Here is a 13,857-nt window from a genome sequence, read left to right as displayed (position 1 = left end):
TTTTCTCTAGATTATTGAAATCAGGGAAGATTTTTCCGCATCAAAGATGAAGGGCCTGATGCAGCCCTTCGAGAATGAACTGGGCGGCCAGCGCCGCGACCAGAATGCCGAGAACCCGGCCCACCACGCTGGCTCCGGTCGCGCCCATCAGTCGCGCGAGGGTGCGGGCCGCCAGCATCGCAACGAAGGTGGCGACGATCATCGCCCCGAGCGCGATACTGACCGCCGCGATCGCCCCTGGCTGGCCGTTCGCCTTGGCATGAAGCAGGACCATGGTGGTCATCGCCCCCGGCCCGGCGATCAGCGGGATCGCGAGGGGGAACACGCTGATATCCTCGGTCGTGGTGCGGGCCGCCTCGCGCTCCTGGTCGGTCGCACGCAATTCGCCTTTCGCCGTCACCATGTCTTTCGCCGACAGGAACAGCAGTGCGCCGCCGGCGATCTGCAGCGCGGGGATGCCGATTCCGAGCAAACGCAGCAACTCCTCGCCGGCGAGCCCGAAGATCAGCAGAACGACGAAACTGATGATCGAGGCGCGCCGCGCGATGACCTGCCGTTTCGGCGCATCGTCATGCGTGGTCAGCGCGGCGAAGATGATCGCGGTGCCGATCGGGTCGATGATCACGAACAGCGCGACCGTCGCGTAGAGAAAATCGCCGGTAAGCTGGCTCAGCATGTCCGGCGTGCGGCGATGGGGGCGATCATTGCGCTGTCATGGCGGAGCGGGAACCGCTTGTCCACGTCGCATGCCATGCAGGCGGGGAATTGGGGCGAACGATGGGGATCGAACCCACGACATCCAGGACCACAACCTGGCGCTCTACCGACTGAGCTACGTCCGCCACGACGTGGGCGGTTTAGGCCGGTCGGCCCGCTCTCGTCAATTCCGCCATCTGCCCGAAGGACGGTCGCAGCCGGGCGGGCGTTGGAAAATTGTTTGCCGATTGTCACTGTAACAAGATTGAATCGTCTTGATTTTTGTTTAATATACCAGAAAATAAACGATTGTTCATTCAGGTTGAAGGAATCCACGTGTCCGGCACATCCAATGTTACTTTTGCGACCTCCTCGGTCAGCGGCGCCACAATCGCGGTCGACACGGCGATCGCGCCGCAGGTTCAGCAGGCCCTTGACAACAACGTCACCAACCTGATCAAGAACGGCAACCAGTTCATCACCGCGGCGGTCGAGACGGTGAGCCTGACCGGCGGGCAGGTGGCTACGCTTTCGGTGCCGGGTGGCGGCTTCGGCGTTCAGACTTACGCCCTGATCGAGGGGCAGGCCGGCGGCACTGTCGATCTGCCGGCCTACGACCCGGCGACTGGCGCCGGGTATAGCGGCGAAATCGTCGATGTCGCCGGCGCGGTCACCGTCAATGGCGGCAACGAAAAGAACGGGCTGATCGTCTTCAGCGCGCGAAGCGACGTGACCTTCGACGGCCAGGGCGATGTCGGCGGCATCACCACGGTTTATGGCGGTGGCGGCAACAACGACATCACGCTCGACGGGATCAACTACGCCGTCGTTCTGGCCGGTGGCGACAACACCGTCACCGCGGCGCAGAACGTTGCCGGCGGGACGAGCTACAACGAAATCACCACCCAGGGCGGCAACAACCTGATCAATCTCAACGCCGGCCAGAGCACGGTGATGTCGGCGGGCAATGATACGCTGAACGTGGCGAGCAGCTGGAACGTGATCGCGGTCGCCGGCAACGGACCGGTATCGGTCGGCGCGCAGGCGGCAAACAATCAGCTCAGCATCGGTGGGTCGAGCCTGGTTCAGGTGCTCGGCGCCGATGACGACATCACGGTAACTGGCGCGGCGACGGTCTATGCCACCGGCACCGGCGATCAGTTCACCGCCGATGCCGCCGCGACGGTCTACAACGTGACGATCAACGGCGGATCGGCCGGGACCATCGGGCTGCTCGTCGCTTACCCGGCGCAGGCGCCGGCGCAGGCGCTGCTGAACGCGCTGGTCAATCAGCCGGGCGGGCAGCCGGTCGATTTCATCACGACGCCGGGCGGCGTCACATTTCTGCTGGGTAGCGGGACTGTCCTGGTGGATGACGCGCCGGGCAATACCACCGTGCTGGGCGGCGGCGGCTCGCCCGCGCTGTTCCTCGCCACCTCGCGCAGCAACGTCACCTACGATCCGCAGGGCGGCAGCGGCACGACCACCATCATCGGCGGCGGCGGCAACGATAATTTCACCCTCGACGGCAAAAGCAGCGTCGTTCTGCTCGGCGGCGGGGCGAATACCGTCACCGCCGTCCAGGCGAATGGCGGCGGAGCGAGCAGCAACGTCATCAGCACTGGCGGCGGACAGAACACGATCACGCTGGATGCGGGCAGCGACACGGTGATTTCGACGGCGCAGGACCGGATCGTCGCCTTCAACAATAACAGCGTCATCACCGTGACCGGCGCGAACACCTATGTCGGTCTTCACCAGGGAACGTCGGGCGCCAGCATCACCGCCGCCGGCAATGCCGACACGGTCAACGTCAATGGCACGTTCGATACGATCAACGCGGTCTCGATGGGGAGTTCCAGCTACGTCTTCATCACCGGCACCGGCACCGACGCCGCGGCGACGCTCGGGGCGACCGGCAATCTGCTGACCGTCGGCGCGGATGCGACGATCACCGGCAGCGGCGCCAGCATCGCGGATTTCGGGACCGACAATAGCATCGCCGCCACTGCCGGCCCCTTGTTCGAATACGGAACCGGCGCGTCGATCGCCGCCTCGGGGACCACGCGGGTCTTCTTGAACGGCAGCGGCAATTTCGTTTCGCTCGGCGACAGCGTGATCGCCTCCGGCCAGATCACCGGCAGCACGATCGCCGCCTCGGGCAACGCCGAGGTGGCTCTCGGCCAGACCGACGGCGGCAATCTCGTGACCCTCGCCGGCAAGGCGGTGGCCCTTGTCTTTGGCGACAGCGTCGCCGCCACCGGCAACAACCTGCTGGTCACGCGGGCCGGCGACAACATGGTCTCGGTGACCGGCGCGCAAGGCTCCGTCCTGTTCGCCAATGGCGGCAGCGATACCGTCGCGGTGAGCACGGATCTGACCGTGTTCGGCGGCGGCGCCACTCTGTCGATCGCCGGGGGTTCCGGCAGCCTCATCGTCACCCAGGGTACGGGCGCGGTGACCGCCTCGGGCGGAGCCGGGTCCACCGTCCTGTTCGGCGGCACGTCGGGCAACAACCTGCTGACCGGCGGCTCCGGCGCGACCAGCCTTCTGGTCGCGGGCGGCGGCAATTCCACTCTGATCGGCGGCGCGGGTTCGACCACAATGCTGGGGGCGGCCGGCGCGAATCTCTTCATCGCCGGCAGCGGCTCGGAGACGATGACCGGCGCCGCGGCATTGGGTGCGAGCAACAACTTCCTGTTCGGAACCGCATCGAAGGATGTGACGGCCACCATCGTCGGATTCGGCCAGAACAGCACCGTCACCCTGGCGGACGGCGTTACGGTTTCGGCGCAAACGCCCGGCGCGATCAGCGGTTCGGAGACCCTCACCCTGTCGAACGGGGCGGGCGTCACCCTGATCGGCGTCACCCAGCCCCTGACCGGCACGGCGGGACCGGGCTCGACGACGATTCTTCGCTAGAGCAAGTTGGCCGGTTTTGATCGAACATGATGGTTCGATCAAAACCGGCCAACTTGCTCGCCAAAACAAGAGCAGAGCGTGATCGGCTTAAAGTCATCACGCTCTAAGAGGCTCGGATCTCGCGGCCTGACGCTCCATCAGGCCGCGCGCGACCATGGTTTCGGCGATCTGAACCGCGTTCAGCGCCGCGCCCTTGCGCAGATTGTCGGATACACACCAGAAAGCGAGGCCGTGTGGCACGGTAGGATCGACGCGCAGGCGCGAGACATAGACCGCATCCTCGCCCTGCGATTCGGCGGGGGTGATGTAGCCGCCGTCGTCACGCTCGTCGAACACGATGACCCCAGGCGCCGCACGTAGCGCGGCGCGCGCCTTATCCAGCGGGGCCGGGTTGGCGAATTCCACATGCACCGCCTCGGCGTGGCCGATGAACACCGGAACCCGCACGCAGGTTGCCATCACCGCGATGTCGGGGTCGAGGATTTTCCGCGTCTCGACCGTCATTTTCCATTCTTCCTTGGTCGACCCGTCCGGCATGAACCGATCGATATGCGGGATGACGTTGAAGGCGATGGATTTGGTGAAAATCTCCGGCTTGATCGTGTCGTTGACGTAGGTGGCCTTGGTCGAGCGCTCCAACTCGTCCATGCCTTCCTTGCCGGCGCCGGACACCGACTGATAGGTCGAGACCACGACACGCCTGATCGTGAATCGGTCGTGCAGCGGCTTGAGCGCGACCACCATCTGAATGGTCGAGCAGTTCGGGTTGGCGATGATCCGCCGCCAGTCCTTGCGCGCCGCGAATTTGTCCAGCGCCTGCGGGTTCACCTCGGGCACCACCAGCGGCACGTCCGGGTCCATGCGGAACTGGCTGGTATTGTCGATCACGATGCAGCCCGCAGCCGCCGCGCGCGGCGCGTGAATCGCCGAAACCGAAGCGCCCGGCGAAAACAGGCAGAAATCGACCCCCGCGAAATCGAAAGTCTCCAGGTTTCGCACGGTCAGCACGCGATCCTCGCCGAAGCTGACCTGCTGGCCGGCGGAACGCGGCGAGGCGAGTGCGATGACCTCGGAGACCGGGAAATCGCGTTCGGCGAGCGTCTTCAACATCTCGCGCCCGACCGCCCCGGTGGCACCGACAACCGCAACCCTGAACGCCATGGCAAAACCCCCAAAGATATTGGAGTTATGAGGTAGCTTTCGCGCAGCCGCGATGCAAGCAGATTGCCTGCATCTCAGGGTTTCGCGACACGGAACGCCTCGCGATGGATCGCGGTGCGCAATATCCGGTCCGCGCCGATATAGCCGCGATACATGCCCGACGAATTGAACGGCAGGACGGGTTCGCCCGATTCCCCCAGTGCGATCAGCCCGCCGTCGCCGCCATGGGCGGCGAGTTCGGCGATCACGTCGCCGGCGGCCGGTTCGAGCGCCACGCCCTTATAGCGGAGCCGTGCGGCGATTTCGGTGGCGGCGGCGAAGCGGATGAACACCTCGCCGGTGCCGGTGCAGCTCACCGCGCAGGTCGCATCATCGGCGAAGGTGCCGGCGCCGATGATCGGCGTGTCGCCCACCCGGCCGGAGCGTTTGCCGGTCATCCCGCCGGTCGATGTGGCGGCGGCGAGATGCCCCGAAGCATCGCGCGCGACGGCGCCGACCGTGCCGTGACGATCAGCGTCCGAGCGGGTGTCGGGCGCGCCCGAAGCACGGCGGGCGAGTTCGCGCTCCAGCGCCGCGCGGCGGCTGGGCGTCTCGAAATAGACAGCCGGTTCGAAGGGCAGGCCCGCATCGCGCGCAACCGACAGGGCGCCATCGCCGATCATCAGCAGATGCGGCGTGGTCTCCATCACCGCGCGGGCGGCGCGCACCGGGTTGCGCGGGCCGCAGATTCCGGCCACCGCGCCGGCCCTCCGGTCCGCCCCGCTCATGATCGCGGCGTCCATCTCGATCGTGCCGGCATCGGTCAGCACCGCGCCATGGCCGGCATTGAACAGGGGATCGTCCTCCAGTGCGCACACTGCCTCGGTCACCGCATCGAGCGCCGACCCGACGGCGGCGAGCACCGCCCAGCCGGCGCGCAGCGCGCGGCGCAGTCCTTCGTGCCGCGCCTCGGCCATCTCCGGCGTCATCTCCGAAGCGCGCATGGTACCCGCGCCGCCATGGATCGCGATGGTGATCGTCATGAATTCCCCCTCATTGCCGTATTGGGCAGGCTGCGCCACACTATGGGCGACAAATCAACCGGGAGGATGACATGGCCGAGGATCTGATCGTTCACAGCGAGGGCGCGGTGCGCGTGCTCACGCTGAACCGGCCTGAAAAGCTGAACGCACTCAACCCAGCCATGCATGAGGCGCTGGCCGACGCCTTCACCGCGATCGAGTCGGACGATTCGGTGCGCGCGGTGCTGCTGACCGGCGCTGGGCGCGGTTTTTGCGCCGGCGCCGATCTTACCCAGAACATGGGCAGCGAGATGCGCGATCTCGGCGCGTCGATCGACAAACACTACAATCCGCTGGTGCGCCGGATGCGCACGCTGCCGAAGCCGGTCGTCTCCGCGGTGAACGGCGTCGCGGCCGGGGCGGGGGCGAATCTGGCGCTCGCCGCCGATATCGTGATCGCCGCCGAGTCGGCGAATTTCACCCAGGCCTTCATTCGTATCGGGCTGATGCCGGATGCCGGGGGCACGCATTTTCTGCCGCACCTCGTGGGCGACGCGCGGGCGCGCGGTCTTGCAATGACCGGCGAGACCATCACCGCGCGCCAGGCGGCGGAGTGGGGGTTGATCTGGCGCTGCCTGCCCGATGAGGGGTTCATGGATGCGGCGCTCGCGCTCGCCGCCGATCTCGCCGCCAAGCCGACCCAGGCGCTCGCGGCGATCAAGCGCGCACTGAACGCTTCCGGCACCAACGATATGGATGCGCAGCTCGATCTCGAGCGCGATTTGCAGCGCGGGCTGGGCCGCACCCCGGATTTCGTCGAGGGCGTGCGCGCCTTCGCCGAGAAGCGCCCGGCCCGGTTCACCGGCGCGCCAGCAAGCCGCCGATAAGCGCCGCCGCGCCAAGCCCGGCGAAAATCGCGCGGGGGCCGATGCCGGCATGGAGCAGAACCGCGAGGATCAGGGTCGCGGCGACCATCGCGGCGGCGGAGAGAATATTGGTTCCGGCGACGGCCCGCGCGCGCGATCCCGGATCGGCCCAGGCCTGCACGGCGGCGAAGCTCGGCACCGCGATCAGCCCGCCGCTCGCCGCCACGATGAACAGGACGCCGAGAACGGCCGGATAAAGGCGAGGTGCCGCGATCGCGCCGGCGAGCAGCGCGCTGACGCCCAGCGCAATCGTGCCTTGGGTCGCCGGCCGGAGCGAAATGCGCCCGCGCATCATGCGTGCCGCGAGAAACGACCCGGCGCCGATGCCGAGCGAGAATATCGTCAGCCCGATCGTCACCGAGCCCGGCCCGCGATGCAGCGTCTGTTTGACGAGGATGGGAAGGAGCGTCAGGCAGATGATTCCCGCAGCCCAGAACCAGGTATTGACCAGGGCGGCACGCCATAATTCAGGCGGGCTGCGCAGCGCGCGGATCAGGTCGCGCGAGGCGGCGACCGGATTGGCGCGGAGCGGCAGATCGGGCCGCGCGGCGCCGGGGCGCGGAATCAGCCTGGCCGTGCCATAGGCGGCGAGCGCGAACCCCATCACGATTGCGGCGAGCAGGTTCGGATCGCGCGTGCCCAGGGCGCCGCCGACCGCGGTGCCAAGGAGAATCGCGAGGAAGGTCGCAAAATCGACCATCGCATTGGCCAAGGGCAGTCGCTCGGTCGCGAGAAGGTCGGGCAGCAATCCGTATTTCACCGGGCCGAACAAAGCCGCGAGCACGCCGAAGGTGGTGAGGGCGAGAAACAATATCGGCACGGATTGCAGCAGGAATCCCACCACGGCGAGGCCGGCGGCGGCGATTTCCACCGCCTTCACCCTGGTCGCGATCACCGCCTTGTCGATCCGGTCGGCGAGTTCGCCGGCAATCCCCGAGCAGAGCAGGAACGGGGCGATGAACACCGCGCCGGCAAGGGCGATCAGCGCTGAAGCGCCGTGCGTCCGGTAGAGAAGCAGAACCGTGAGGGCGGTTTTCAGGAAATTGTCATTGAACGCGGCAAAGCCCTGGCACCAGAACAGGGCGGCGAAGCGGCGATCCAACAATAGGGCGCGGGTAGTGCCGATATCACCCCTCGCCGGGCGCCTTGAGATCGAGCGAGAGCGCGTGCAGTCCGGCATCGAACTCCGTTTTCAGCGCGTCATGCACTGCGCGCGAGCGGACGACGCGGCTCATTCCGGCGAATCGCGGCGAGACCAGCCGGACATTGTAATGGGTTTCGCCGCCGGGGGCGGCTCCGGCATGGCCGGCATGGCGGGCGCTGTCGTCCTCGATATCGAGCACGATTGGCTCGAAGGATGTGGTCAGAAAGTTGCGGATGCGCTCGGTGCGGGATGTCATGGGTGGATTGTGCGCTACCGATCCGAGGTTGCCAAGACGCCCGCAAAGGGCAAATTACCATTCATGACGAGCGTACCACCACGATCCACCAGACGCGTGCGTGCCTTCGCGCCCGACCCGGACGCACCGGGCCGCGAATGCGATATGCCGGAGTGCCATCGCCCCGGCGATTACCGCGCGCCGAAATCGCGCGACAATCTGCGCGAATATTTCTGGTTCTGCCTGGAGCATGTCCGCGCCTACAATCTGGCGTGGGATTATTACAAGGGCATGAGCCCCGGCGAGATCGAGGCCAATCTCCGATCCGATACCGGCTGGCAGCGGCCGACCTGGCCGCTCGGGCGCAATGGCGGCATCGGCGAGGCGCTGGAAGCCGAACTCGCCGCCTTCGCCGGGATCGGCCGCGCTCATGCGAGCCCGCAGGCGGAACGCACGCCGCCGGAACTGCGCGAGGCGCTCGGCGTGCTCGGCCTCGGCTGGCCGGTGACGCGCGAGGTCGCGAAATCGCGCTACAAGGAACTCGCCAAACGGCACCACCCCGATGCCAATGGCGGCGACAAGGGGGCGGAGGAACGGTTGAAAACCATCAACCTCGCCTATGCCACGCTGCGCAGCCACCTGCCGCGGGGTCGGGTTGCGGCGCCGGCGCAGGCGTGAAGGCTTGCGGCCCGCGTCACGGCGAGTAGTCTGACCACATGGGACAAACAGGATGACCGATCGATGAACAATATCGCTGCCTTGGCCGAAACCCGCGGCAAGCCGACTTCGGCGATCAATCTGCCGGACCGCCGGGTTTCAGCGCGCGAGGTCTTCGGCATCGAGTGCGGGTTCGACATTCCGGCCTTCTCCGAGCGCACCGAGCACGTGCCGGAGATCGACACCACCTATAAATTCGACCGTGAAACCACCCTCGCCATCCTCGCCGGCTTCGCGCTGAATCGTCGCGTCATGATCCAGGGCTATCACGGCACCGGCAAATCGACCCATATCGAGCAGGTTGCCGCCCGGCTGAACTGGCCCTGCATCCGGGTCAATCTGGACAGCCATATCAGCCGCATCGACCTGATCGGCAAGGACGCGATCGTGCTGAAGGACGGCAAGCAGGTCACCGAATTCCGCGAGGGGCTGCTGCCCTGGGCGCTGCAGCACCCGTGTGCGCTGGTGTTCGATGAATACGATGCCGGAAGGCCGGACGTGATGTTCGTGATCCAGCGGGTGCTGGAAGTGGAAGGCAAGCTCACCCTGCTCGACCAGAACCGGGTGATCCGCCCGCATCCGGCGTTCCGGCTGTTTTCCACCGCGAACACGGTCGGCCTCGGCGACACTACAGGCCTCTATCACGGCACCCAGCAGATCAATCAGGGCCAGATGGACCGCTGGAACATCGTCGCCACGCTGAACTACCTGCCGCACGGCCAGGAAGTCGCGATCGTGATGGCGAAACTCGGAATCGAGCCGGGCAACGCCGCCGAACGCAAGCGCATTGAAAGCATGGTGGCGCTGGCCGATCTCACCCGCGCCGGCTTCATCAACGGCGATATCTCGACCGTGATGTCGCCGCGCACCGTCATCACCTGGGCCGAAAACGCTCACATCTTCGGCGATCTCGGTTTCGCGTTCCGCCTGACCTTCCTGAACAAATGCGACGAGGCGGAGCGCAGCACGGTCGCCGAATACTATCAGCGCTGCTTCAATGATGAGGTCGAAACCGGCGTGATGCCGCGCCGGTCAGCCTGAGCCTATGGCCGGCGAAACCTCCCGCAGCGAGGAGTTCAAGCGCGCGACTGCCGGTGCGATGCGCGCAATTGCCGGCAGCGACGAGGTTCAGGTCGCTTATCAGCCCGGTGCTGCCGGTGTCGCCGGCAAGCGCGCCCGTCTGCCCGCGCCCACGCGCGCACTGCCGCCCGCCGAGATGGCGCGGCTGCGCGGCATCGCGGACGCGATCGCGCTGCGGCTGCGCTATCATGACGACAGCGTTCACGCCGCCCGCGCCCCGGTCGCCCGCGAGGCGCGCGACGCCTATGACGCGCTGGAGCAGGCGCGGGTCGAGATCGTCGGCGCCGCCCACATGGAAGGGGTCGCGGCCAATCTGTGCCGGAAATTGCAGGAGGATTCCGAAGCCGAGGGACTCGACCGGATGAGCCGGCGCGACCAGTTGCCGATTTCTCAGGCGCTTGCCCTGCTCGCACGCGAGCGGATGGACCCGGCAGCGGTGCCCGAGGCCGCGCGGCACGTCATGGAGTTCTGGCGCGGCACGCTGCCGCCGAGCGCGGAACAGGCGCTCGACGATCTCGCCGCCGAACGGCAGGACCAGGACGGCTTCGCCCGCGCCGCGCGCCGCCTGCTCGCGGCGCTCGATCTCGCCGAAGGCGAGGCGGAGTCTGAGGAGGGCGAGGAAAGCCAGGATACCGGCGATCAGGGCGAGCAATCGCTTCAGCAGGACAATTCCGGCGACGGCGACGGCGATTCCAGGCCGGACGCCGAACAGATGCTCGCCGAGGCGCCAGAATCGATGGAAACCGAGAGCGCGGACGCGGAGGCCGACGAGGATACCGAGGATGAGGGCGCGGAAGCGGCGGATGAAGCTCCCGCCGGCCCGCAGCAGCGCCGCAAATCCCCGGAAGGCGATCCACACGCCGCCTATCGCGCCTTCACCCGTGCCTATGACGAGGAGATCGAAGCCGATCAGCTTTGCGACACCGAGGAACTGGCCCGGCTGCGCCAGCAACTCGACCAGCAATTGCAGCATCTGCACGGTGTGGTCTCAAAACTCGCCAACCGCCTGCAACGCCGCCTGCTGGCACAGCAGCAGCGCGCCTGGGAATTCGATCTCGAGGAAGGGCTGCTCGATGTCGGGCGGCTCGCCCGCGTCGTCGCCGATCCGCTGTTGCCGCTGAGTTTCAAGCGCGAGCGCGACACCGAATTCCGCGACACGGTGGTCACCCTGCTGATCGACAATTCCGGCTCGATGCGCGGCCGGCCGATCTCTGTCGCGGCGATGTGCGGCGATATTCTCGCCCGCACGCTGGAACGCTGCGCGGTGAAGGTGGAAATTCTCGGCTTCACCACGCGCGCCTGGAAAGGCGGGCAGAGCCGCGAGAAATGGGTTTCCGAAGGCAAGCCCCGCAATCCGGGACGCCTGAACGATCTTCGCCACATCATCTACAAATCCGCCGACCAGCCCTGGCGGCGCGCGCGGCGCAATCTCGGCCTGATGCTGCGCGAAGGCCTGCTCAAGGAGAATATCGACGGCGAGGCATTGGCCTGGGCCTATCGGCGGCTGCTCGCCAGGCCCGAGCACCGGCGCATCCTGATGGTGATTTCCGATGGGGCACCGGTCGATGACAGCACGTTATCGGTCAACCAGGGCAATTATCTCGAACGCCATCTGCGCGACGTGATCCGCGACATCGAAAACCGCGACCTGGTGGAACTCACCGCCATCGGCATCGGCCACGATGTCACCCGCTATTATCGCCGCGCCGTCACTTTGGTCGACGCCGAAGAACTCGGCGGCACGATGATGAAGAAACTCGCCGAATTGTTCGACGAGGACGCCGCCGATACCTGGGCCCGCATCGCCGCACTCCGGGCCCCGCTGGTCGCCTGACGTTTCAATCCGCCGAAGTCAGCCGGAACTCGATGCGGCGGTTCTTGGCGAGATCGTTCGGCGCGTTGCCCGCGGCAATCGGATGGTTCGAGCCGAACGCGCTGGCGATCACCCGGTTTTTCGGTACGCCATCGGCGATCAGCAGATGCAGGACCGACAATGCGCGCGCTGCGGAGAGATCGAAATTGTTCTTGTAGCGCCCGCCCTTGATCGCTTCCTTGTCGGCATAGCCGGCGACACTCAGTACCCAGTTCAGATGCGGCGGGATTTTCGGCGCGATTTTTTCGATGGCCTTGGCAACCGCGGCGATCTCCTGCTTGCCGGCTCCCGACAGGCGCGCCGAGTCCGAGGGAAACAGCACCGCGCTCTCGAACACGAAGCGATCGCCGACGATCTTGATGTTCTTCTCGCCGGTCAGCGCCTTGCGCAACTCGCCGAAAAACTCGCTGCGGTAGAGCTGAAGTTTCTGCACCTTGCGCGCCAGTGCCTCGTTCAGCCTGCGGCCGAGATCGGCGATCTGCACATGCTGCGCCTGATCCTTCTGCTGCGCCGCATTCAGCGCCGCCGCGAGGGTCGCGAGTTGCAGGCGCAACGCGGCGATTTGCTGGTCGAGCAGCGAAACCTCCCGCAACGCCGTCGCGTTCAGCTTGACCTGGCCGGCGAGTTGCGTGGCGTTCGCCGCCTGCGCTGTCTCGAGCGCCGCGTTCTTCGCCTTGGTCGCCCTCACCAGCGACGCCATGCTGGCAAGCTCGTCCTGCAAGGACGCGGTCTTGGATTTTTCCAGCGCGAGAACATGGGAAAGCTGCGCGACCTCGCCGCGCAGCGTCGAGATGGTTTTGTCGCTGCCCGACAGCGCCGCCGACAAAAACGCCTCAGCCAGCACGAACACCAGAAGGACGAAAATCGTCACCATCAGCAGCGTCGACAACGCATCGACATAGCCGGGCCAGATATCGAGCCCGTTGCCGCCGCGCCGGCGCGATTGCAGCGCCATGGCTCAGCTCCTCACGTCGTCGAACCGGGCCGCGACCGTGCGGGTCAGGATTTTCAGATCCTGGCGCAGATCGGCGACGCCCTGTACCCGGCCCTGTTCCGCCTCGGCGATCAGCCGCGCCAGCAGCAATTCGATATTGCGCAGATGCGCACGGGAAATTTCATCGCCGGCCCGATCATCCTGTTCGACGATGCGCGCGAGTGCGGCCTGAGTCTCGCCGATTTTCAGCATGATGCGATGCGAATTATGAATCGCCTCGGTCAGCGTGTTCATCCGCTCGGTCAGGGTCTGGGTCGCCTGCGAAGTTTGCGTCCGGCTTTCCTCGTGGCGGGTCAGCACGCGCTGCAGTGATTCGATGTTTTCCGCGCTCTGTTCGAGCAATGCCTGGACATAGGCGGGTATCGGGGCTTCGCCGTCATGGCCGAGCGCACCCGAAGATACCCGCGTCAGCCCGGCGAGCCATTCCTCCAGCTCGTTAAAGAAGCGATTCATCGCCTGTCCGGCGGTGAGGTCGAGAAACCCGAGGATCAGCGCGCCCGACAACCCGAACATCGAGGAGGAAAACGCCGTACCCATGCCGGCGAGCGGCCCGGCGAGCCCGGCCTTGAGCTGCGCGAACATCGCGTTCACGTCGCCGCCCGCGAGATTCATCGCGGCGATCACTTCGGCGACGGCATGGACGGTTTTCAGCAATCCCCAGAACGTGCCGAGCAGACCGAGAAAAATCATCACGCCCGTCACATAGCGGGACAATTCGCGGCTTTCGTCGAGCCGGCTCGCGATGCCGTCGAGCATCGAGCGCATTCCGGCCACCGACAATGTCATCCGCTTGCCGTCATCGCTGCGTGCGCCGAACATCCGTGCCATCGGCAGCAACAGGCGCGGTTTCGGCCCCTGTTCGATCGATGCGCGCGAGCGCTGGAACCGCTCGACCCAGTCCACCTCCGGCGAAAGGCGCAGAACCTGCCGGAGATTCCAGGCGATGCCGAAAATCTCGACCACCACGATCACCGAGTTGATCACCGGATTGGCCATATAGAATTTAGCGAGCGTCGGCGCGATGAGGGCGGCAAGCCCGTAGACCAGGACCAGAAACACCAGCATGCGGATCAGATAGCGGTTCGGTCGGGTCATGACGGCGTTTGCC

The 13,857-nt window shown here is 66.0% G+C and carries 12 protein-coding genes and 1 tRNA gene; 5 read left to right on the top strand and 8 right to left on the bottom strand.

Annotated elements, in window-relative coordinates; translation table 11 throughout:
- Window positions 1-40 precede the first annotated feature (40 nt).
- Both L2A60_RS05910 and L2A60_RS05905 read right to left on the bottom strand, forming a co-directional pair.
- Window positions 41-676 carry a MarC family protein gene (locus L2A60_RS05910; RefSeq protein WP_235703448.1) on the bottom strand — a complete coding sequence of 212 codons (636 nt, stop codon included), beginning with the start codon at window positions 674-676 and terminating at the stop codon, window positions 41-43.
- Window positions 677-766: 90 nt separating this feature from the next.
- Window positions 767-842: transfer RNA gene (locus L2A60_RS05905), tRNA-His, on the bottom strand.
- A gap of 190 nt (window positions 843-1,032) precedes the next feature.
- On the opposite strand from L2A60_RS05905, the gene L2A60_RS05900 reads away from it, so the two are divergent.
- The gene (locus tag L2A60_RS05900; RefSeq protein ID WP_235703447.1) at window positions 1,033-3,618 is read left to right on the top strand and encodes a beta strand repeat-containing protein; all 2,586 of its coding nucleotides are present in this window, start codon (window positions 1,033-1,035) and stop codon (window positions 3,616-3,618) included.
- A gap of 96 nt (window positions 3,619-3,714) precedes the next feature.
- Here L2A60_RS05900 and L2A60_RS05895 read toward each other — a convergent pair whose 3' ends face one another.
- A complete protein-coding gene (locus L2A60_RS05895; RefSeq protein WP_235703446.1) occupies window positions 3,715-4,779 on the bottom strand; it encodes an aspartate-semialdehyde dehydrogenase in 1,065 nt (354 codons plus the stop codon).
- 74 nt (window positions 4,780-4,853) lie between these two features.
- The gene (locus L2A60_RS05890) at window positions 4,854-5,801 is read right to left on the bottom strand and encodes an isoaspartyl peptidase/L-asparaginase family protein (protein ID WP_235703445.1); all 948 of its coding nucleotides are present in this window, start codon (window positions 5,799-5,801) and stop codon (window positions 4,854-4,856) included.
- A gap of 71 nt (window positions 5,802-5,872) precedes the next feature.
- Here L2A60_RS05890 and paaG point away from each other — a divergent pair, with 71 nt between their 5' ends.
- Window positions 5,873-6,667 carry a 2-(1,2-epoxy-1,2-dihydrophenyl)acetyl-CoA isomerase PaaG gene (gene paaG, locus L2A60_RS05885; protein WP_235703444.1) on the top strand — a complete coding sequence of 265 codons (795 nt, stop codon included), beginning with the start codon at window positions 5,873-5,875 and terminating at the stop codon, window positions 6,665-6,667.
- Here the strand turns inward: paaG and L2A60_RS05880 are convergent.
- Window positions 6,639-7,808 carry an MFS transporter gene (locus L2A60_RS05880; protein ID WP_235703443.1) on the bottom strand — a complete coding sequence of 390 codons (1,170 nt, stop codon included), beginning with the start codon at window positions 7,806-7,808 and terminating at the stop codon, window positions 6,639-6,641. The genes paaG and L2A60_RS05880 overlap by 29 nt on opposite strands.
- A 25-nt stretch (window positions 7,809-7,833) precedes the next feature.
- On the bottom strand, window positions 7,834-8,106 hold the full coding sequence (locus tag L2A60_RS05875) for a BolA family protein (RefSeq protein ID WP_235703442.1): 273 nt from the start codon (window positions 8,104-8,106) through the stop codon (window positions 7,834-7,836).
- A 63-nt stretch (window positions 8,107-8,169) separates the two neighbouring features.
- Between L2A60_RS05875 and L2A60_RS05870 the strand changes: the two genes are divergently transcribed.
- From L2A60_RS05870 to cobT, 3 genes are all read left to right on the top strand, one after another.
- A complete protein-coding gene (locus L2A60_RS05870; protein ID WP_235703441.1) occupies window positions 8,170-8,763 on the top strand; it encodes a J domain-containing protein in 594 nt (197 codons plus the stop codon).
- A gap of 63 nt (window positions 8,764-8,826) precedes the next feature.
- Window positions 8,827-9,843 (top strand): cobaltochelatase subunit CobS, encoded by a 1,017-nt coding sequence (gene cobS / locus L2A60_RS05865; RefSeq protein WP_235703440.1) that lies wholly within the window; start codon window positions 8,827-8,829, stop codon window positions 9,841-9,843.
- A 4-nt stretch (window positions 9,844-9,847) separates the two neighbouring features.
- Entirely contained in the window at window positions 9,848-11,716 is a 1,869-nt protein-coding gene (cobT, locus tag L2A60_RS05860) for a cobaltochelatase subunit CobT (RefSeq protein ID WP_235703439.1), read from the top strand.
- A gap of 4 nt (window positions 11,717-11,720) precedes the next feature.
- Here cobT and L2A60_RS05855 read toward each other — a convergent pair whose 3' ends face one another.
- Together L2A60_RS05855 and L2A60_RS05850 are read right to left on the bottom strand one after the other, a co-directional pair.
- Complete coding sequence (locus tag L2A60_RS05855; RefSeq protein ID WP_235703438.1) at window positions 11,721-12,710, bottom strand: peptidoglycan -binding protein; 990 nt, start codon at window positions 12,708-12,710, stop codon at window positions 11,721-11,723.
- 3 nt (window positions 12,711-12,713) lie between these two features.
- On the bottom strand, window positions 12,714-13,844 hold the full coding sequence (locus L2A60_RS05850) for a flagellar motor protein MotA (protein ID WP_235703437.1): 1,131 nt from the start codon (window positions 13,842-13,844) through the stop codon (window positions 12,714-12,716).
- Window positions 13,845-13,857: the final 13 nt, after the last annotated feature.

This window comes from Acidiphilium iwatense (genome assembly GCF_021556475.1).
Taxonomy (GTDB): Bacteria; Pseudomonadota; Alphaproteobacteria; order Acetobacterales; family Acetobacteraceae; genus Acidiphilium; species Acidiphilium iwatense.
This window is presented reverse-complemented; position numbering and strand designations above follow the sequence as displayed.

Excerpts from the sequence above, each read along its gene's own strand:
- L2A60_RS05850 (WP_235703437.1), bottom strand. The coding sequence starts at position 13,844 with ATGACCCGACCGAACCGCTATCTGATCCGCATGCTGGTGTTTCTGGTC.
- cobT (WP_235703439.1), top strand. The coding sequence starts at position 9,848 with ATGGCCGGCGAAACCTCCCGCAGCGAGGAGTTCAAGCGCGCGACTGCC.
- L2A60_RS05910 (WP_235703448.1), bottom strand. The coding sequence starts at position 676 with ATGCTGAGCCAGCTTACCGGCGATTTTCTCTACGCGACGGTCGCGCTG.
- L2A60_RS05855 (WP_235703438.1), bottom strand. The coding sequence starts at position 12,710 with ATGGCGCTGCAATCGCGCCGGCGCGGCGGCAACGGGCTCGATATCTGG.
- L2A60_RS05890 (WP_235703445.1), bottom strand. The coding sequence starts at position 5,801 with ATGACGATCACCATCGCGATCCATGGCGGCGCGGGTACCATGCGCGCT.
- L2A60_RS05875 (WP_235703442.1), bottom strand. The coding sequence starts at position 8,106 with ATGACATCCCGCACCGAGCGCATCCGCAACTTTCTGACCACATCCTTC.
- paaG (WP_235703444.1), top strand. The coding sequence starts at position 5,873 with ATGGCCGAGGATCTGATCGTTCACAGCGAGGGCGCGGTGCGCGTGCTC.
- L2A60_RS05870 (WP_235703441.1), top strand. The coding sequence starts at position 8,170 with ATGACGAGCGTACCACCACGATCCACCAGACGCGTGCGTGCCTTCGCG.
- L2A60_RS05895 (WP_235703446.1), bottom strand. The coding sequence starts at position 4,779 with ATGGCGTTCAGGGTTGCGGTTGTCGGTGCCACCGGGGCGGTCGGGCGC.
- cobS (WP_235703440.1), top strand. The coding sequence starts at position 8,827 with ATGAACAATATCGCTGCCTTGGCCGAAACCCGCGGCAAGCCGACTTCG.